Annotated in this window: 18 protein-coding genes; 16 read left to right on the top strand and 2 right to left on the bottom strand. The window is 71.6% G+C overall.

The features are described 5' to 3' along the window. Positions 1 to 53: 53 nt before the first annotated feature. From rplT to pheT, 4 genes are all read left to right on the top strand, one after another. On the top strand, positions 54 to 431 hold the full coding sequence (rplT, locus tag CF165_RS35415) for a 50S ribosomal protein L20 (RefSeq protein WP_004559056.1): 378 nt from the start codon (positions 54 to 56) through the stop codon (positions 429 to 431). After that, complete coding sequence (locus CF165_RS35410; RefSeq protein WP_276209750.1) at positions 428 to 1243, top strand: TrmH family RNA methyltransferase; 816 nt, start codon at positions 428 to 430, stop codon at positions 1241 to 1243. The genes rplT and CF165_RS35410 overlap by 4 nt, the downstream gene beginning before the upstream one ends. A gap of 282 nt (positions 1244 to 1525) precedes the next feature. Continuing rightward, the gene (gene pheS, locus CF165_RS35405) at positions 1526 to 2587 is read left to right on the top strand and encodes a phenylalanine--tRNA ligase subunit alpha (protein WP_093951946.1); all 1062 of its coding nucleotides are present in this window, start codon (positions 1526 to 1528) and stop codon (positions 2585 to 2587) included. Further along, the gene (pheT, locus tag CF165_RS35400; RefSeq protein ID WP_093951945.1) at positions 2587 to 5148 is read left to right on the top strand and encodes a phenylalanine--tRNA ligase subunit beta; all 2562 of its coding nucleotides are present in this window, start codon (positions 2587 to 2589) and stop codon (positions 5146 to 5148) included. Before pheS ends, pheT begins: the two co-directional genes overlap by 1 nt. A gap of 293 nt (positions 5149 to 5441) precedes the next feature. Here pheT and CF165_RS35395 read toward each other — a convergent pair whose 3' ends face one another. Beyond that, the gene (locus CF165_RS35395; protein WP_093951944.1) at positions 5442 to 6131 is read right to left on the bottom strand and encodes a DNA alkylation repair protein; all 690 of its coding nucleotides are present in this window, start codon (positions 6129 to 6131) and stop codon (positions 5442 to 5444) included. Between the two features lie 193 nt (positions 6132 to 6324). Here CF165_RS35395 and CF165_RS35390 point away from each other — a divergent pair, with 193 nt between their 5' ends. From CF165_RS35390 to CF165_RS50490, 3 genes are all read left to right on the top strand, one after another. Then, entirely contained in the window at positions 6325 to 7908 is a 1584-nt protein-coding gene (locus CF165_RS35390; protein ID WP_093951943.1) for an alpha/beta hydrolase, read from the top strand. Positions 7909 to 8120: 212 nt separating this feature from the next. Continuing rightward, complete coding sequence (locus CF165_RS35385) at positions 8121 to 8618, top strand: helix-turn-helix domain containing protein (protein WP_093951942.1); 498 nt, start codon at positions 8121 to 8123, stop codon at positions 8616 to 8618. An 80-nt stretch (positions 8619 to 8698) separates the two neighbouring features. Next, the gene (locus CF165_RS50490) at positions 8699 to 9199 is read left to right on the top strand and encodes a hypothetical protein (RefSeq protein WP_143268726.1); all 501 of its coding nucleotides are present in this window, start codon (positions 8699 to 8701) and stop codon (positions 9197 to 9199) included. A 63-nt stretch (positions 9200 to 9262) separates the two neighbouring features. Here the strand turns inward: CF165_RS50490 and CF165_RS35380 are convergent, their stop codons facing one another. Next, complete coding sequence (locus CF165_RS35380) at positions 9263 to 10234, bottom strand: helix-turn-helix transcriptional regulator (RefSeq protein ID WP_093951941.1); 972 nt, start codon at positions 10232 to 10234, stop codon at positions 9263 to 9265. 83 nt (positions 10235 to 10317) lie between these two features. On the opposite strand from CF165_RS35380, the gene argC reads away from it, so the two are divergent. The 9 genes from argC (at position 10318) to tyrS (ending at position 19569) form a co-directional block, all read left to right on the top strand. After that, the gene (gene argC / locus CF165_RS35375) at positions 10318 to 11346 is read left to right on the top strand and encodes an N-acetyl-gamma-glutamyl-phosphate reductase (RefSeq protein ID WP_093951940.1); all 1029 of its coding nucleotides are present in this window, start codon (positions 10318 to 10320) and stop codon (positions 11344 to 11346) included. Further along, complete coding sequence (gene argJ / locus CF165_RS35370; protein WP_093951939.1) at positions 11343 to 12503, top strand: bifunctional glutamate N-acetyltransferase/amino-acid acetyltransferase ArgJ; 1161 nt, start codon at positions 11343 to 11345, stop codon at positions 12501 to 12503. The genes argC and argJ overlap by 4 nt, the downstream gene beginning before the upstream one ends. Further along, positions 12500 to 13417: an acetylglutamate kinase gene (argB, locus tag CF165_RS35365; RefSeq protein ID WP_020645466.1), complete on the top strand. Its 918-nt coding sequence runs from the start codon at positions 12500 to 12502 to the stop codon at positions 13415 to 13417. Before argJ ends, argB begins: the two co-directional genes overlap by 4 nt. Further along, the gene (locus CF165_RS35360; protein ID WP_093951938.1) at positions 13414 to 14616 is read left to right on the top strand and encodes an acetylornithine transaminase; all 1203 of its coding nucleotides are present in this window, start codon (positions 13414 to 13416) and stop codon (positions 14614 to 14616) included. Before argB ends, CF165_RS35360 begins: the two co-directional genes overlap by 4 nt. Beyond that, positions 14616 to 15542, top strand: coding sequence for an ornithine carbamoyltransferase (gene argF, locus CF165_RS35355; protein ID WP_093951937.1), 927 nt, complete (start codon positions 14616 to 14618; stop codon positions 15540 to 15542). The genes CF165_RS35360 and argF overlap by 1 nt, the downstream gene beginning before the upstream one ends. After that, the gene (locus tag CF165_RS35350; protein WP_093951936.1) at positions 15539 to 16051 is read left to right on the top strand and encodes an arginine repressor; all 513 of its coding nucleotides are present in this window, start codon (positions 15539 to 15541) and stop codon (positions 16049 to 16051) included. The genes argF and CF165_RS35350 overlap by 4 nt, the downstream gene beginning before the upstream one ends. Before the next feature lie 81 nt (positions 16052 to 16132). Beyond that, complete coding sequence (gene argH / locus CF165_RS35345) at positions 16133 to 17548, top strand: argininosuccinate lyase (protein ID WP_093951935.1); 1416 nt, start codon at positions 16133 to 16135, stop codon at positions 17546 to 17548. Positions 17549 to 17623: 75 nt separating this feature from the next. Continuing rightward, positions 17624 to 18262, top strand: coding sequence for a DNA-3-methyladenine glycosylase (locus CF165_RS35340; protein ID WP_093951934.1), 639 nt, complete (start codon positions 17624 to 17626; stop codon positions 18260 to 18262). Between the two features lie 32 nt (positions 18263 to 18294). Next, entirely contained in the window at positions 18295 to 19569 is a 1275-nt protein-coding gene (gene tyrS, locus CF165_RS35335; protein WP_093951933.1) for a tyrosine--tRNA ligase, read from the top strand. Positions 19570 to 19771 lie beyond the last annotated feature (202 nt).

Here is a 19771-nt window from a genome sequence, read left to right as displayed (position 1 = left end):
TAACCACCCGGGGCGTTTCCCCCTTCGCCCCCTGAGATCGACAGGATGGACCCGTGGCACGCGTCAAGCGGGCGGTCAACGCCCAGAAGAAGCGTCGCGCAACTCTCGAACTGGCCAGCGGCTACCGCGGCCAGCGTTCGCGGCTGTACCGCAAGGCCAAGGAGCAGACGCTTCACTCGCTCAACTACGCCTACCGGGACCGCCGTGCCCGCAAGGGTGACTTCCGCCAGCTGTGGATCACCCGCATCAACGCGGCCGCCCGTGCGAACGGCGTGACCTACAACCGGTTCATCCAGGGCATCAAGGCCGCGGGTGTCGAGGTCGACCGCAAGATCCTCGCGGACCTGGCCGTCAACGACGCCGCCGCCTTCACCGCGCTGGCCGAGCTCGCCAAGGCCAACGTGAACACCGGCGAAGCGAAGTCGGCCTGACCGGCAGCTTTTCCCGACCCGGGGCGGAACCGTTCACCGAGCGGACCCCCCGGGTCGTTGCTGCGCGCAAGCTGACGCGGCGCGCGGAACGCGACAAGACCGGCCGGTTCCTGGCCGAGGGCGCCAACGCCGTCGAGGCCGCGCTGTCCGGCGGAACCGTGTACGAGCTGTTCGTCACCGAGCGCGCGGCGGCACAGCACGCCGGCCTGCTCGACGCGGCCCGCGAGGCCGGTGTCGCCGTCTCGCCGATCACCGACCGCGCCGCGGACGGGCTGAGCGAAACCGTGACGCCCCAGGGCATCGTGGCCGTCTGCGCATTGCTGGACCGCCCGCTCGAAGAGGCCGTGACCCCGGCCGCCAAGCTCGTGGTGGTGCTGGTGGACGTCGCCGACCCCGGCAACGCGGGCACGGTGATCCGCGTCGCCGACGCGGCGGGCGCCGACGCGGTGGTCCTCGCGGGCGACACCGTCGACCCGCACAATGGCAAGTGCGTCCGCGCGGCCGCCGGCAGCCTGTTCCACCTCCCGATCGCGCGCGTCCGCGACGTCCCGGCCGCGCTGGCCGCCTGCTCGGCCGCGGGCCTGCGGACGTTCGCCGCCCACGGCTACGCCGACGCCGAACTCGATCGGGTGGACCTCGCCGCGCCGACGGCGTGGGTGTTCGGCAACGAGGCCCACGGCCTGCCGCCCGACGTCCTCGACCGGACCGACCTCGCCATCCGGATCCCCCTGTACGGCCGGGCCGAGAGCCTGAACCTCGCGACGGCGGCGGCCGTCTGCGTCTACACGAGCGCGATGGCGGCACGCCGCTGACCGGCGGGAACCCTTGTCGTACGGCCGTTCCTTCCTTCTTTGGCCGCCGGTCTCCGGCGGCGCGTCATCCGGCCGCGCTGTGTCGCTGCGCCGCCGCCGGCGGGTTCGTTTCGGCTCGTGCCGCCGAAGCGTTCCGGGCGCGCCGGCCGGGCAGCCGCGTGGCTTCGAGGGCGACCGGGGCCGCGCGGACCCGATCCCATAGACTTTTCTCGCCTTTGACCTCTCGCGTGCCGCGTGTCCGGCGGCGCGCGAACGACCAGTCCCAGCGGACGCCGAGGAGTTATGTCCGGAGCCACGGAGAAGGAAGCCCAGGGCGCGGTACTCGCCCCCGAAACGCTGCAGGAGGCCGTCAAGGCCGCCGAAGCGGCGTTCGCCGCCGCGACCGGGCTCGAAGCGCTGGCCGAGGTCAAGCCCGCTCACCTCGGCGACCACTCGCCGCTGCTGCTGGCCCGCCGCGAGATCGGCGCCCTGCCCAAGCAGGAGAAGGCCGAGGCGGGCAAGCGCGTCAACGAGGCCCGGCAGGCCGTCCAGTCGGCCTTCGACAAGCGCCGCGCCGAGCTCCAGGTGGAGCGTGACGAGCGCGTGCTGCGCGAAGAGGCCGTCGACGTCACCCTGCCGTGGGACCGCGTCCCGCGGGGTGCCCGGCACCCGATCAGCACCGTCTCCGAACGCGTCGCGGACGCCTTCGTCGCGATGGGCTACGAGGTCGCCGAGGGCCCGGAGCTCGAAGCCGAGTGGTTCAACTTCGACGCGCTGAACTTCGGCAAGGACCACCCGGCCCGCCAGCTGCAGGACACCTTCTACGTCGGCGAAGAGGACTCCGGCCTGGTGCTGCGCACGCACACCTCGCCGGTGCAGGCCCGCACGCTGCTGCACCGCGACCTGCCGGTGTACGTCGTCTGCCCGGGCCGGACGTACCGCACCGACGAGCTCGACTCGACGCACACCCCGGTGTTCACCCAGGTCGAGGGCCTCGCGGTGGACAAGGGCATCACCATGGCGCACCTCAAGGGCACGCTCGACGCCTTCGCCCGCGCGATGTTCGGCGAGAACTCGAAGACGCGGCTGCGCCCGCACTTCTTCCCCTTCACCGAGCCGTCCGCCGAGGTGGACGTCTGGTTCGAGGAGAAGAAGGGCGGCCCCGGCTGGGTCGAGTGGGGCGGCTGCGGCATGGTCAACCCGAACGTGCTGCGCGCCTGCGGCGTCGACCCCGAGGTGTACTCGGGCTTCGCCTTCGGCATGGGCATCGAGCGCACCCTGCAGTTCCGCAACGGGATCCCGGACATGCGCGACATGGTGGAAGGCGACGTCCGCTTCACCCTTCCCTTCGGAACGGAGGCGTAGTGCGACTCCCCGTCAGCTGGCTGACCGAACACCTCGATCTCACCGAGGAGGTCACGCCGCAGGACCTGGCCGACGCGTTCGTGCGGATCGGGATCGAGGTCGACGACCTGAGCGAGCTCGGGCCCGTGACCGGCCCGCTGCTCGTCGGCCGGGTGGCCGAGATCGAGGAGCTCACCGAGTTCAAGAAGCCGGTCCGGTTCTGCCGCGTCGACGTCGGCGAGCCCACCGACGAAGCCGAGGACCTGGACGACGAGGACGAAGACGAGGACGACGAAGCCGGCGAGTTCGACGAGGGCCCGCACGGCATCAAGACCCGCGGCATCATCTGCGGCGCGCGCAACTTCGCCGAGGGCGACCTGGTCGTCGTCGCGCTGCCCGGCGCCGTCCTGCCCGGTGACTTCGCCATCGCCTCCCGCAAGACCTACGGCCGGATCAGCGACGGCATGATCTGCTCGGCGCGCGAGCTCGGCCTCGGCGACGACCACACCGGCATCCTCGTGCTGCCGCCGGGCACCGCGAGCCCGGGCGACGACGCGAGCGAGCTGCTCGGCCTCGGCGACACGGTGATCGAGCTCGCCCCGACCCCGGACCGCGGCTACGCGCTGTCGATCCGCGGCCTCGCGCGCGAGCTGTCGAACGCGCTGGACGTGCCCTTCGGCGACCCGGCCCTGCTGGAGGTCCCGGCGGCCGAGGGCGACGCCTGGCCGGTCCGCGTCGAGGACCCGGAAGGCTGCCCGCGGTTCGTGCTGCGCCGCGTCACCGGCCTGGACGCGACCGCGCCGACCCCCTGGTGGATGCGGCGGCGGCTGATGCTGGCCGGCATCCGCTCCATCTCCCTGGCCGTGGACGTCACGAACTACGTGATGCTCGAGCTCGGGCATCCGCTGCACGCGTTCGCCACCAAGGCCATCCAGGGCGACCTGGTGGTCCGCCGGGCGGCGCCGGGCGAGAAACTGACCACTTTGGACGATGTCGAGCGCGCGCTCGACCCGGACGACATCGTGATCGCCGACGACAGCGGGGTCATCTCGCTGGCGGGCACGATGGGTGGCGCGAGCACCGAGATCACGGCCGAGAGCACCGACGTCCTGCTCGAGGCAGCGCACTGGAACCCGGCCGCGATCAGCCGCACGGCGCGTCGGCACAAGCTGTTCTCCGAGGCCGCCAAGCGGTTCGAGCGGTTCACCGACCCGCAGCTGTGCCCGGCCGCCGTCGAGCTGGCCGCCCGCCTGCTGCGCCAGTACGGCGACGCCGCCATCCAGCCCGGCCGCACCGACGAGGGCGTGGTCGAGCCGAACCCGGCGGTCGTGATGCCGATCAACCTGCCCGACAAGGTCGCGGGCGTGAACTACCAGCGCGGGGTGACCGTCCGCCGGCTCACCCAGATCGGCTGCAAGGTCTCGGTCGGCACCGGCGACGACGGCACCGGCCTGGTCACCGCCATCCCGCCGAGCTGGCGCGGCGACCTTCGCCAGCCCGCCGACCTCGTCGAAGAGGTGCTGCGGCTGGAGGGGTACGACAGCATCCCGTCGACGCTGCCCGCCGCCCCGGCCGGCCGCGGCCTGACCGACGCCCAGCGGCGCAGCCGCAACGTCGCACGCGCCCTGGCCGAAGCCGGGTACGTCGAGGTGCGGCCGTTCCCGTTCGTCGGCGACGCGGTGTGGGACGCCTTCGGCCTGCCCGCCGACGACGTCCGCCGCAACACCGTCGTGGTGCGCAACCCGTTGGAGGCCGACCGCAACCGGATGGCCACCACGCTGCTGCCGGGCCTGCTCGACACGCTGCAGCGCAACGTGTCGCGCGGGATGAAGGACGTTTCGCTGTTCCAGATCGGCCAGGTGGTACTGCCCGCGCCGAACCCGCTGAAGATGCCGGACCTCGGCGTCGACCGGCGGCCGACGGACGAGGAGCTGGCCCTGCTCGAAGCGGCCGTGCCGCAGCAGCCGCTGCACGTCGCCGTGGTGCTCGCCGGTCACCGGCGCCGTCCCGGCTGGTGGGGCGGAGGCGAGCAGGCGAGCTGGGCCGACGCGGTGCAGGCCGCCCGGACGGTCGCCGAGGCCGCCGGTGTCGAGCTGACCGTGCAGGCCACCGACCTGCCGCCGTGGCACCCGGGCCGCTGCGCCCAGCTGCGGGTGGGCGACTGGCCGGTCGGCCACGCCGGCGAGCTGCACCCCAAGGTGGTGGAGGCCCTCGGCCTGCCGCCGCGGACGGTCGCGATGGAGCTGGACCTGGAGGCGATCCCGCTGCCGGATTCGCGTCCGGCGCCGAGCGTGTCCGGCTACCCGCCGGTGCTGCTGGACGTCGCACTGGTGGCGGCCGTGGACGTGCCGTCGGCGGACCTCGCCACGGTGCTGCGCGACGGGGCCGGCGAGCTGCTGGAGGACATCACGCTGTTCGACGTCTACGCCGGCGAGCAGGTCGGCGAGGGCAAGCGGTCGCTGGCCTACAAGCTGCGGTTCCGCGCGGCGGACCGGACCCTGACGGTCGACGAGGCGACGAAGGCCCGCGACGCGGCGATCGCCGCGGCGGGCGAGCGGTTCGACGCGACGCTCCGCGCGTAGCCGCCGCGCACGACGCACAGGAAGAGGGGCCGGGGCACCGGCCCCTCTTCGCGTCCCCGGACCGCGCCGCGGAGCAGCCGAGCGAACCAGCCGACCCTGTGGGTGCGCGAGTCGACCCTGTGGGTGCGCGAGTCGACCCTCCGGGTCGCGGGTCGATCCTCTGGGCAAGCCAGCCGGCCGTTCGGGTACGCGAGCCGACTGTCTGGGTACGCGAGTCGACCCCCCGGGGACGCCAGCCGACCTTCTGGGCACGTGCGCTGACTCTCCGGATCCGTCCCGCCCGCAGCCGCACATCACCCGATGTGCTTGAGCGCTTCGCGGCGGGACAACCCGGACAGGCCAGGGTGCTCGTCCACGAAAGACCGCACCCAGTCCGGTGCCGTCCTCGCGTAGTCCCGCAAGGCCCAGCCGATTCCCTTGCGCAGGAAGAACTCCGGCTCGGCGATCGCGGGCTCGATCGCCCGGGTGAGCAGGTCGGTGTCGGTGTCCTCCTTCGCGCCGACCTGGCAGATGATCGCCGTGCGCCGCCGCCAGAGGTCCCGGCCCGCCGCCCAGTCCAGCATGACCGGAGTGACCCGAGCACGGCCGGATCGCAGGATCGGCCCGATCCGGCGGATGGCCAGCTCGTCCACGTAGTCCCACCACGCCCCGCTGACGATCATTTCCTCGTACATCGGGATCAACCCTGCGTCCTGCCACGGCCGGTATGCCCGATATCCGGAAAGATCGATGGCCGCGTACCGCTCCTCGCGGAATTCGGCGGTCCGCCACAACTGGAGGACGGTCGCCGAATACGTCACTCGATCGGGCAGTATGTGGTCGGCCAGCACCCGCTTGAGGAGCGCGCTGCGCTGGGGTTTCGCCACGCCGCGGAAGGGCATGGCCGACTTCATGTACGCCCGCATCGCCGGTGCCTTTTCTGGGTCGGCCGCCCCGGCCAACCCGGCGCGAACCGCCTTGACCAGCTCTTCGGCCACGCTCATCCGTCCTCCCCACCCCCTCCGGAGGGCCGCAGCGTACTGCCTGCCACCGACAGTTCCGGTGCACGACGGACGGCGCAGGTCCCGACGAAAGGCGGATGGCGGAAGCCGCGTCGGTCAGCGAGATTGTGCAGTGTTGCCGGTAGTTTCGCCGGAATCCGGCGAACTCTGTCGAACGCGGACGAAAAGGATGACTGTGAAAAGAATCGTTGCCGCCGTCGCCGCCGCGGGGCTCGCGGCCGGGCTGATGGCCGCCGCGCCCGCCGCCTCGGCGGATCCCGGGGCGCAGTTCACCCCCGCGCCGATCGCCTGGGGTCCGTGCACGTCGGCGAGCCTCAAGGCCGCCGGCGCCGAGTGCGGTTTCCTCGAGGTGCCGATGGACTACGCGCACCCGGGCGGGGCGAAGGTCTCCGTCGCGCTCTCGCGGATCAAGCACAAGACCGCGCAGTCCCAGGGGATCATGCTGGTCAACCCGGGCGGCCCCGGCGGTTCGGGCCTCGGTCTGTCGGTGCTCGGCAAGTACGTGCCGAACCACGCCGGGGACAACTACGACTGGATCGGCTTCGACCCGCGGGGCGTCGGGTCCAGCAAGCCCTCGATCAGCTGCGACGGGAACTACTTCAGCTACAACCGGCCCGCGTACGTGCCGACCACTCCGCAGCTGGAGAAGACGTGGCTCGCCCGCTCGAAGGGGTACGCCGACGCGTGCCGCAAGAACGGCGCGATCCTCGACCACCTCAAGACGACCGACGTCGCGCAGGACATGGACAGCCTGCGCAAGGCGCTGGGCGAGAAGCAGATCAACTACTACGGCTTCTCCTACGGCACCTACCTCGGCCAGGTGTACAGCACGCTGTACCCGAAGAACGTCCGACGGATGGTGCTCGACGGCAACGTCGACCCGCGGAAGGTCTGGTACCAGGCCAACCTCGACCAGGACGTCGCGTTCGACAAGAACATCAAGATCTACTTCGACTGGCTGGCCAAGTACGACGACGTCTACCACCTGGGCAAGACCGGTGACGCCGTCGAGAAGCTCTGGTACGACACCCAGCGCAAGCTCGCCAAGAAGCCGGCGGGCGGCGTCATCGGCGGTGACGAGTGGACCGACATCTTCCTGCAGGCCGGCTACTACGTCTTCGGCTGGGTCGACATGGCCAAGGCCTTCGACGGCTACGTGCACAAGGGTGACTGGCAGACGCTGAAGGCGCTCTACGACGACTCGAACCCGCCCGGCAACGACAACGGGTTCGCCGTCTACCTGGGTGTGCAGTGCACCGACGTGCAGTGGCCGACCGACTGGAACCGGTGGCGGATCGACAACTGGCTGACCTACTTCAAGGCGCCGTTCGAGACCTGGGGCAACGCCTGGTTCAACGCGCCTTGCGTGTACTGGCCGGCGAAGGCGGGCAAGCCGGTCGACATCGACGGCAGCAAGGTGGCCGGTGCGCTGCTGATCAGCGAGGAGCTCGACGCCGCCACGCCGTACACCGGCAGCCTCGAGGTCCGGAAGCGGTTCCCGAACTCGAGCCTGATCAGCGCGCCGGGTGGTACGACCCACGCGGGTTCGCTGTCCGGGGTGTCCTGTGTGGACGACAAGATCGCCGACTACCTGGCCACCGGCACCCTGCCGAAGCGGCTGCCCGGCAACCACTCGGACGTCCAGTGCAGCCCGGTGCCGCCGCCGGTGCCCGACGGCGCCGCGGCGCAGAAGTCGGACAGCTCCGCGAAGGCTGCCCAGGAGAAGCAGAGCACGCTGGCTCAGCTTCTGCACTTCTGAGCGGAAGACGCTGAAGAAGCTCCACCCGGTGCCCCGGTCCGGTTCGCCCGGACCGGGGCACCGTCTTGTCCGCCGGTCTCTCATCGTCGCCTCCTCGTGACGGGTCGTGGTCATCCGGGACGTTAGGGGAGGGGTCCGACAGTTTCGGAGCGAAGTCGCCCGTGAGCAGGGCGTGGCCGGAAATTGTCGGGGGTGCGCGCTAGCTTCACGGCATGTCGATCATCGAAGAGCGCCGGACCGAGATCCGGGCACACGGAATCACCTACCAGATCGTGGTCGCGACCAGGACGGACGTCGACCGCGCCGAACCCACCCCCCGGGTGATGATCACCCTGGAAGCCGGCGGACCCGGCGGTGAACCGGTCGCCGAGGGCAGCCTCGACCTGGACGCCGAACTGGCGGACACGGTGGCCGACCTCGTGGCGGACGGGTTGCTGTCCGCGACGGGTGCGGGCCGGGCGCCGCGGCGAAGATCCGCGGGTCGTCCTGCGCAGCAGGGCCGCCCGTGGAGCGAGGAGATGGACGCGGAGCTGGAGAACCGGTGGATCGCGGGGGAGAGCGTCGCGGAGATCGCGGCGTACTTCGAGCGCACCCCCGGTGGCATCCGCGCCCGGCTGCCCCGCGTGGGCTGCGACCCGGAGAACCCGGGCTGCTACCTCCCCGTCCCGCCGAGCAGGCGGACGGATCTGGACGAGGGCGAGCCGGGCTGAGCAGGCGGTGGGCCGGTCCACAGTGGACCGGCCCACTCCGGCCGTCGTTCCTTTCCGCCTTCCTGAACGGAGTTGTTCCGATGAGCTTCGATCTCGTCGTGTGGCCTGCGTCCGCGGTTACGACCGTGGAGGACGCCGACCGCAAGTACGAGCAACTGGTGACCTGTGAACCGGAGTCGGCAGCGGTGGATCCGCGGGCTGTCGCGTTCCACCGTGAGCTGACCGCGCGCTATCCACCACGGTCCTCGCTGCCCATGGGACAGCGCGCAGACAGTCCGTGGTGCTGTGATCCGGCCGTCGTCGGCGAGGGCGTGCTCATGACGATCGTCTGGTCCGCCGCCGATACGGTCTCGCGGTTCGTCCGCGAACTGGCCGCGCGTCATGACCTGGTCTGCTACGACCCCGAGGCCGGCGAGGTGCATTCCCCGCCCAGCGTGCGCCGAGGCTCGATGTCCGTGCTGGCGGGCGGCGCCGGATCTCGCGGGAACACCGCGAAGGACACCCGATCGGCATCTCCGCGCCGAGGTCGCGGAGCCGGCTCGGATCGTCCGGGGCTTCGGTTGGTTCGCCGCGGGCTATGACGGCCTGCCGCAGAGATTCGATGTGGGCTACGCAACCGAGGGGGAGCAATGCCGCACCACCCGTCAGTCCCGCGCGCCGGAACCCGTCGCCGCGGCGGTGGCGCGGGCCGCGAGCACCTTGAGGTGTTCGACCAGTTCCCGCGGTTCCTCGACCGTGAACGCGCAGCCGAGCCCCAGCAGCCGGAACGCGAGCCAGTCCAGCGTGTCCGGGTGACTGCGCCACCGGCAGCGGCCGTCGTCCAGGTCGGTCAGCTCGCCGGCGGCCACGCCGAGGCGGGGCGCGATCTGCGCCGCTGGTTCCGCCAGCACGGCCACCGCCCGGAACGTCGGCATGAGGTCGTACAGCCGGTCGACGACGTAGGCCGCCAGATCGGCGGCAGGGGGCTCCCGTGGGGTAACGCGGCCGCCGGTCGCCTGGGCATCGCGGACGCGGTCGGCCCGGAAGATCCGCCAGTCCGCCCGGTCGAGGTCGTAGGCGACCAGGTACCAGCGGCGGCCGGTGGCCACCAGCCGCAGCGGTTCGACCCGGCGCCGGGTCTCGGTCCCGTCGTTCGCGCGGTAGCGGAACCGGACCGTCTCGTGGTTGGTGATCGCGCCCGCGAACACCGTCAGCTGCGCCGGGTCGACGACGGGCCCGCCGGCCGGCACGGCGACGGTCGCCGTGCCGATCGTGCCCACCCGGCGGCGCAGCCGGGCGGGCAGGACCTGCTCGAGCTTCGCCAGCGCCCGCACGGACGCCTCCTCGATGCCGTCGACGGTCTGCCCCGCCGCGGTCCGCAGGCCCACCGCGATCGCGACGGCTTCGTCGTCGTCGAGCACGAGCGGCGGCATCGCGGTGCCGGCGACCAGCCGGTACCCGCCCGCGACACCGCGGCTGGCCTCGACCGGGTAGCCGAGGTCGCGCAGCCGCTCGACGTCGCGGCGGATGGTGCGCGGGCTGACCCCGAGCCGGTCGGCCAGTTCGCTGCCCGGCCACTCGCGGGGCGTCTGGAGCAGCGAAAGCAGGCCGAGCAGCCGTGCCGGGGTGTCCGTCATCCACTCAGCATCCCAAGGTGGCAGGGGCCACTTCCCGGTTATCTCGTTTGTTTAGCCTTGCAAGGGCGTGCATAATCATGCGTATGACGGTGAACATCGCAGTGGCCGGAGCCAGCGGGTACGCGGGCGGTGAGCTGCTGCGCCTGCTCCTGACCCATCCCGAGGTCGAGATCGGTGCGCTGACGGCCGCCAGCAGCGCGGGCACGAAACTGGGCGTCCACCAGCCCCACCTGGTTCCCCTCGCCGACCGCGTCCTCGCCGAGACGACCCCGGAGACCCTGGCCGGCCACGACGTCGTGTTCCTGGCGCTGCCCCACGGGCACTCCGCCGGGATCGCGGCCCAGCTCGGCCCGGACGTCCTGGTCGTCGACCTCGGCGCCGACCACCGCCTGGCCGACGCGGCCGACTGGCAGCGCTGGTACGGCGGTGACCACGCCGGCCAGTGGCCGTACGGCCTGCCGGAACTGCCCGGTGCCCGCGAGAAACTCGCCGGCACCAAGCGCGTCGCCGTGCCCGGCTGCTTCCCGACCGGCGGGTCGCTGGCGTTGGCTCCCGCGCTGGCCGCCGGGCTGGTCGAGCCCGACGTGACGGTGGTCGCGGTCACCGGCACCTCGGGCGCCGGCAAGAGCCTCAAACCGAACCTGCTCGGCTCCGAGGTGATGGGCTCGGCCAGCGCGTACGGCGTCGGCGGCGCGCACCGCCACACCCCGGAGTTCGCCCAGAACCTCTCGGCCGTCGCGGGGGAGCAGGTCACCGTGTCCTTCACCCCGGTGCTCGCGCCGATGCCCCGTGGCATCCTCACCACGGCGAGCGCCCCCCTCAAGCCCGGGGTCGACGAGGCTTCCGCCCGCGCGGCCTACGAAAAGGCCTACGACGCCGAACCGTTCGTCCAGCTGCAGCCCGCCGGCGCCTGGCCGGCCACCGCGTCGACGCTCGGGTCGAACAACGTCCAGCTGCAGGTCGCGGTCGACACCGACGCGCGACGCCTGGTCGTGGTCGCCGCGATCGACAACCTCACCAAGGGCACCGCCGGCGGTGCCGTCCAGTCGATGAACCTGGCCCTCGGCTTCCCCGAGACGACCGGCCTTTCCACCGTAGGAGTCGCACCGTGACCGTCACCGGCCCCCAGGGCTTCCGCGCCGCCGGCGTCGCCGCCGGGATCAAGGCCTCCGGCGCGCTCGACCTCACCCTGGTCGTCAACGACGGCCCGCTCGACGTGGCGGCGGGTGTCTTCACCCGCAACGTGATCAAGGCCGCGCCGGTGCTGTGGTCGCAGGAGGTGCTCAAGCAACAGCGGCTGAAGGCCGTCGTCCTCAACTCGGGCGGCGCCAACGCGGCCACCGGTCCCGGCGGTTTCCAGGACACCCACGCCACGGCCGAGAAAGTCGCCGAAGTCCTGGAAACGGGGGCGATCGAGGTCGCCGTCTGCTCCACCGGTCTCATCGGCGAGCGGCTGCCGATGGAAGCCGTGCTGGCGGGCGTGGACACCGCGTTCAAGGCTCTCGACGCGAGTGCCGAGGCGAGCTTGAACGCCGCCAAGGGCGTGATGACCACCGACTCCAAGCCGAAGCAGGCGTTCGCGAAGCACGACAGCGGCTGGAGCGTCGGCGGTTTCGCCAAGGGCGCGGGCATGCTCGCGCCGAACCTCGCCACCATGCTGTCGGTGCTGACCACCGACGCCGTGGTGGACAAGGCCACCCTCGACCGCGCCCTGCGCGCGGCGACCCACGTCACCTTCGACCGGCTCGACGTCGACGGCGGCACGTCCACCAACGACACCGTCCTGGTCCTGGCGTCCGGCGCGAGCGGCGTCGAGCCCACCGAGGCGGAGCTCACCGAGCTGCTCACCGCGGTGAGCCACGACCTGGTGCTCCAGCTGCGCGCGGACTCCGAGGGCGCCACCAAGGACGTCGACATCACGGTGCAAGGAGCGGACTCCGAGGCCGACGCGATCGCCGTGGCCCGCACGATCGCCGAAGACAACCTGGTCAAGACGGCGCTGTTCGGCTCGGACCCGAACTGGGGCCGGATCGCCATGGCGCTCGGCCGGGTGCCGGCCCGCATCGACCCGGACACCGTGTCGATCGCGATCAACGGCGTCACCTTGTTCGCGCAGGGCGTGCCGGCCGCCGACCGGTCCGAGGCGGACCTCACCGGCCGGGCCGTCGAGATCGTCGTCGACCTCGGCGTCGGCGCGGGCACGGCGACCATCTACACCACCGACCTTTCGCACGGTTACGTCGAAGAGAACAGCGCGTACTCCTCATGAACCAGGAGGCTCTGATTTCCGCGGACGAGAGACTCGCGACGGCGGCCGAGAAGGCCGGGGTGCTCATCGAGGCGCTGCCGTGGCTGCAGCGGTTCCACGGCGCCACCGTGGTGGTGAAGTACGGCGGCAACGCCATGATCGACGACCAGCTGAAGGCGGCCTTCGCCGAGGACATGGTGTTCCTGCGGCTGGCCGGCCTGCGGCCGGTGGTCGTGCACGGCGGCGGTCCGCAGATCACCGCGATGCTCAAGCGCCTCGGCGTCGAGGGCGAGTTCAAGGGCGGGCTGCGGGTCACCACCCCGGAGACGATGGACATCGTCCGGATGGTGCTCACCGGCCAGGTCAGCCGCGAGCTGGTGGGGCTGATCAACGCCCACGGGCCGTACGCGGTCGGCATCTCCGGCGAGGACGCCCGGCTGTTCACCGCCGAGCGCAAACAGGCCACTGTGGACGGTGAGCAGGTCGACATCGGGCTCGTCGGCGAGGTCGCCGAGGTCAACCCGGACGCGGTGCTCGACATCGTCAACGCCGGGCGCATCCCGGTGGTCTCCACGGTCGCCCCGGACGTCGACGGTGTCGTGCACAACGTCAACGCCGACACGGCCGCGGGTGCGCTGGCGGCCGCGCTGGGCGCCGAGAAGCTCGTCGTGCTGACCGATGTCGAGGGCCTGTACGCGAACTGGCCCGACCGGTCGTCGCTGATCGACCGCGTCCGCGTCGACCGGCTCGAGACCATGCTGCCCACGCTGGCCAGCGGCATGATCCCGAAGATGGAGGCGTGCGTGCGCGCCATCCGCGGCGGCGTGCGCCGGGCGCACGTGATCGACGGCCGCCTCGCCCATTCGGTGCTGCTGGAGGTCTTCACCTCCCGTGGCATCGGCACCATGGTCTTCCCCGAAACGGAGCTCCCGTGACCGACCTCAAGTCCAATGTGGACGGCCAGTCGCACTGGCAGTCCGCCCTGATGGACAACTACGGCACGCCCAAGCTGACGCTGGTGCGCGGCGAGGGCGCGAAGGTGTGGGACGCCGACGGCCGGGAGTACGTCGACCTGGTCGGCGGCATTGCCGTCAACGCGCTCGGCCACGCCCACCCGGCGGTCGTCGAAGCCGTCACCGCGCAGATCAAGCAGCTCGGCCACACCTCGAACCTGTACATCAACCCGGTGGCCGTCGAGCTCGCCGAAGCACTGCTCGACGTCGCCGGCCTCACCGGCCACGGCAAGGTGCTGTTCGTCAACTCCGGCGCCGAGGCCAACGAAGCCGCGCTGAAGATCAGCCGGCTGACCGGGCGCACCAAGGTGGTCGCCGCCGAAGGGGCGTTCCACGGCCGGACCATGGGCGCGCTGACGCTCACCGGCCAGCCTGGCAAGCGCGACCCCTTCAAACCGCTGGTGCCCGGGGTGGAGCACGTGCCGTTCGGGGACGTCGGAGCGCTCAAAGCGGCCGTCGACACCGAAACCGCGGCCGTCTTCCTCGAGCCGGTGCTCGGCGAGGCCGGTGTGATCCCGGCGCCGGACGGCTACCTCCAGGCCGCCCGCGAGATCACCAAGGCCACCGGCACGCTGCTGGTGCTCGACGAGGTGCAGACCGGCCTCGGCAGGCTCGGCACCTGGTTCGGCTACCAGCAGGCCGGCATCGTGCCGGACGTGATCACCCTGGCGAAGGGCCTCGGCGGCGGGCTGCCGCTGGGCGCGGTGATCGGCGTCGGCGCGGCGGGCGACCTGCTCAAGCCCGGCCACCACGGCACCACCTTCGGCGGCAACCCGGTGTGCTGCGCGGCCGGGCTGGCCGTGCTGAAGACCATCGCCGCGGACAACCTCCTGGACCACGTCTCCGCGCTGGGCAAGGACATCGCGGCGGGGGTCGAGTCGCTGGGGCACCCGCTCGTCGCCGGGGTGCGCGGCGCCGGGCTGCTGCTCGGCATCGCTCTCAAGCGGCCCGTCTCGGCCGCGGTCGCCAAGGCCGCCCAGGACGCCGGCTACCTCGTCAACCCGGTCGCCCCGGACGCCATCCGGCTCGCGCCGCCGCTCGTGCTCGACGGCGGGCAGGCCGAAGGGTTCCTCGCCGCACTCCCGAACGCGCTCGACTCCACCACGAAGGACTCTGACTGATGCTCCGCCACTTCCTCCGCGACGACGACGTCAGTCCCGCCGAACAGAAGGCCATCCTCGACATCGCCGACGCGCTCAAGGCCGACCCGCTGGGCACCAGGACCCTGGCCGGCAAGTCGATCACGGCGATCTTCGAGAAGAACTCGACCCGCACCCGGTTCTCGTTCGAGGTCGGCATCAGCCAGCTCGGCGGGCACCCGGTGATCGTCGACGGCCGGTCCATGCAGCTCGGCCGCGAAGAGACCATCGAAGACACTTCGCGGGTGTTGTCGCGCTACGTCGACGGGATCGTGTGGCGCACCTTCGCGCAGAAGCGCATCGAAGCGATGGCCTCGGCCGCGTCGATCCCGGTGGTCAACGCGCTCACCGACGAGTTCCACCCGTGCCAGGTGCTCACCGACCTGATGACGATCCGGGAGCGCAAGGGGAAGCTCGAGGGTCTCACCCTCGTCTACCTCGGTGACGGCGCCAACAACATGGCGCACTCGCTGCTGCTCGGCGGGGTCACCGCCGGCATGCACATCCGGGTCGTCTCGCCGGTCGGCTTCCAGCCCGACCAGGGCGTGATGCTCGACGCGAAGAAACGCGCGAACGAGACCGGCGGCACCGCCACCGTGTTCACCGACCCGTACGCCGCCGTCGCCGGCGCGGACGTGCTCGTCACCGACACGTGGACGTCGATGGGGCAGGAGAACGACGGGCTCGACCGGGTGGGCCCGTTCCGCGCCCTGCAGGTCAACACCGAGCTGCTGAAGAAGGCGGCGGACGAGGCGATCGTGCTGCACTGCCTGCCGGCGCACCGCGGCTGGGAGATCACCGACGAGGTCATCGACGGGCCGGCCAGCGCGGTGTGGGACGAGGCCGAGAACCGGCTGCACGCCCAGAAGGCCTTGCTGGTCTGGCTCTTCGAAGAGAGCCGGCGATGACCAGCAGCCGGGTGGGGCGGCAGGCGCGGATCACCGAGCTGGTGTCCACCATGACCATCCGCAGCCAGACCGAGCTGGCCAAGCTGCTGGCCGCCGAAGGCATCGAGGTCACGCAGGCGACGTTGTCGCGTGACCTCGACGAGCTGGGCGCGGTCAAGCTGCGGGGGCCGGACTCGGGGGCGCCGGTCTACGTCATCCCGGAGGACGGCAGCCCGGTCCGCGGGGTGCAGGGCGGCACGTCACGGCTCTCGCGGCTGCTGGCGGAGCTGATGGTCTCGGCGGACTCGTCGGGCAACTTGATGGTGCTGCGGACGCCGCCCGGCGCGGCGCAGTTCCTGGCCAGCGCGATCGACCGGGCCGCCCTCGAAGAGGTCGTCGGCTCGATCGCGGGCGACGACACCGTCGCCGTGATCGCGCGGGAACCCCTGACGGGCAAGGAGCTGGCGGAGCGCTTCGCGGCCCTCGCGCAGCGCTCCGCGCACGAAGCCGGAGACGAAGGACCAGCATGACCGCGCGCGAGCCCGCGCGATACCCGGGAGGATCATGACCGGGCACAGACCCAACGAACACATCGAGGAGAAGCGAGAACAGTGAGCGGGAACGAGCAGCCGGTGCAGCTGTGGGGCGGCCGGTTCGCCAGCGGTCCGGCGGAGGCCATGGCCGCGTTGAGCGCGTCGACGCACTTCGACTGGCGCTTGGCGCCCTACGACATCGCCGGGTCCCGCGCGCACGCGCGCGTGCTGCACAAGGCGGGCCTGCTCACCGAAGACGAGCTGACCGGCATGCTGGCCGCGCTGGACACGCTCGCCCAGGACGTCGCTTCGGGGCAGTTCACCCCCACGATCGCCGACGAGGACGTGCACACGGCCCTCGAACGCGGCCTGCTCGAACGGGCGGGCACCGAGCTCGGCGGCAAGCTGCGGGCCGGCCGGTCCCGCAACGACCAGGTCGCCACGCTGTTCCGGATGTGGCTGCGGGACGCGGCCCGCCGCGTCGTCGCGGGCACCCTGGAAGTCGTCGACGCGCTGGTGTCGCAGGCGAAACGGCACCCGGACGCGATCCTGCCCGGCCGCACGCACCTGCAGCACGCCCAGCCGGTGCTGCTGGCGCACCACCTGATGGCCCACGGCCAGGCCCTGCTGCGCGACGTCTCGCGGCTGCAGGACTGGGACGCCCGTACGGCGGAGTCGCCGTACGGCTCCGGCGCCCTCGCCGGCTCGTCCCTGGGGCTCGACCCCGAGGCCGTCGCGGAAGAGCTGGGCTTCGCGTCGAGCGTCGAGAACTCGATCGACGGGACCGCTTCGCGGGACTTCGTCGCCGAGTTCGCGTTCGCCGTCGCGATGCTCGCGGTGAACCTGTCCCGGATCGCCGAAGAGGTGATCATCTGGAACACCGCGGAGTTCGGCTACGTGACGCTGGACGACGCGTGGGCCACCGGCAGCTCGATCATGCCGCAGAAGAAGAACCCGGACGTCGCGGAGCTGACCCGCGGCAAGGCGGGCCGGCTGATCGGCAACCTCACCGGCCTGCTGGCCACCCTCAAGGCGCAGCCGCTGGCCTACAACCGCGACCTGCAGGAGGACAAGGAGCCGGTGTTCGACTCGGTCGAGCAGCTCGAGCTCCTGTTCCCGGCGATCGCGGGGATGCTCGCCACGCTCACCTTCCACACCGACCGGCTCGCCGACCTGGCCCCGGCGGGCTTCACGCTCGCCACGGACATCGCCGAGTGGCTGGTGCGTCAGGGCGTCCCGTTCCGCGTCGCGCACGAGGCCGCGGGCGAAAGCGTCCGCGTCGCCGAAGCCCGCGGGGTCGGCCTGGACCAGCTGACCGACGAGGAGTTCGAGAAGATCAACCCGGCGCTCACCCCGGCTGTCCGCGGTGTGCTCACCGTGGAAGGGTCGGTGAAGTCCCGCAACGCCCGGGGCGGCACGGCCCCGGAACGCGTGGCCGAGCAGCGGGCCCGCCTCGAAGAGCGCGTCACCGCGGCCCGCCAGTGGCTGAACTGACCTGACACCGGACGGCTTGGCGCGGGCAGCGGTCGTTAGGCTGCTCGCGCCAGGACGTCCGAGGGAGGAGCCCGCTTGAGCGGCGACGCAGGCCGGTTGTTCACCCGCGAGGAACTGGCGCTCGACCCGGTTGACCTGGCTCACCTCCTGCTCGGCTCGGTTCTCGAGGCCGACGGTCCCGACGGCACGGTCGGCGTCCGCTTGGTCGAAGTCGAGGCCTACCGCGGCGAAGACGATCCGGCGTCGCACTGCTACCGCGGCCGGACCCCGCGCAACGCCGTCATGTGGGGCCCGGCGGGGCACCTGTACGTGTACTTCGTCTACGGGATGCACTTCTGCGCGAACATCGTCGGCTCCCATGACGGCGTGGCCGGCGCGGTGCTGCTGCGGGCCGGCGAGGTCGTCTCGGGCCTCGACGTCGTCCGTCGCCGTCGTCCGGCCGCGCGAGGAACCGGCGAGCTGGCCAAGGGCCCGGCCATCCTGACCTCGGTGCTCCGCATCGACCGCGAGCAGAACGGCGCCGACCTGACCGACCCGGCATCCCCGGTCCGCTTGCACGTGGGCGAGCGCGTGCCGGCGGAGCACATCCGGACGGGCCCCCGCGTCGGCGTCGCGATGGCGATGGACACGCCTTGGCGGTTCTGGGTCGAAGGCTCCCCTGCCGTGTCCACCTACCGCCGCGGCGGTAAGCGCCGGGTCCGACCCGCCAGTTAGTCGGTTGACCTGGTGCGGGAGGATCTACAGGCGTGAGCGAACACATCCTCGACGAGCTGTCCTGGCGCGGCCTGATCGCGCAGTCCACCGACATCGACGCCCTCCGGCGCGAGCTCGACCAGGGCCCCGTGACGCTCTATTGCGGTTTCGACCCGACCGCGCCCAGCCTGCACGCCGGCAACCTGGTCCCGCTGCTCATGCTCAAGCGCTTCCAGCGCGCCGGGCACCGGCCGATCGTGCTGGCCGGCAGCGCGACCGCGATGATCGGCGACCCGCGCGACACCGGTGAGCGCTCGCTGAACACCGCCGACGTCGTCGCCGAGTGGGCCGGGCGCATCCGCGGCCAGCTCGAGAAGTTCGTCGACTTCGACGACTCGCCCACCGGGGCGATCGTCGAGAACAACCTCAACTGGACCGGCGAGCAGAACGTTCTGGAGTTCCTGCGCGACGTCGGGAAGCACTTCTCGGTCAACGTCATGCTCAACCGGGACACGGTCAGGCGCCGGCTCGAGGGCGACGGCATGTCCTACGCCGAGTTCAGCTACCTGCTCCTGCAGTCGCAGGACTACCGGCACCTGTACCGCGAGTACGGCTGCAAGCTGCAGGTCGGCGGATCCGACCAGTGGGTCAACCTCGTCGGCGGGGTGGACCTGATCCGCCGGACCGAAGGCGCGAGCGTGCACGCGGTGACCGCGCCACTGGTCACCGACTCCGAGGGACGCAAGTTCGGCAAGTCGACGGGCGGCGGGAGCGTCTGGCTCGACCCGGAGATGACCTCGCCGTACGCCTGGTACCAGTACTTCGTCAATGTGGGTGACGCCGACGTGGTCCGGTACCTGCGGATGTTCACGTTCCTCGACCAAGAGGAGATCGCGGCGCTCGCCGAGGACACCGAACAGCGCCCCCACCTGCGTGCGGCCCAGCGCCGGCTGGCGGAGGAGTTCACCACGCTCGTGCACGGCGAGGAGCAGACCCGGCAGGTGATCGCCGCCAGCCAGGCCCTGTTCGGCCGCGGAGAGCTCCGTGACCTGGACGGACGCACCCTCGACGCGGCGATGGCCGAGGTGCCGAACGGCAAGGTGGACCCGTCGGGCGCCCCGACGATCGTCGACCTGCTGCTCGCCGGGGGACTGGTGGACAGCAAGGCCGCCGCACGCCGCGCGGTCAAGGAGGGCGGCGCGTACGTCAACAACGTGAAGGTCGCGGACGAGGAGTGGACGCCGTCGGCGGGCGACGCCCTGCACGGCAAGTGGCTCGTGGTCCGCAAGGGCAAGCGGAACGTCGCCGGCGTCGCGCTCGGCGGCTGACCGGCCCCCGAGGGCCCGAAACAGGGCTTGACCTGCGGGAATGCGGTTAAGGTACCCCCCTGTTTCGGGGCCTCGGAGGGGGTGTAAAGTTCTCCAAGTCGCCAGGGAGACCGGGTGGCCGCCGGGACACGAACCAAGCTCTCGCGGATTGCGATTGAGTGGGTGTCCCACCAAAAACTGCTAGGAATGACTCGCTTTGAGT

Origin of the sequence: Amycolatopsis vastitatis (genome assembly GCF_002234595.1) — a bacterium.
Classification (GTDB): Bacteria; Actinomycetota; Actinomycetes; order Mycobacteriales; family Pseudonocardiaceae; genus Amycolatopsis; species Amycolatopsis vastitatis.
This window is presented reverse-complemented; position numbering and strand designations above follow the sequence as displayed.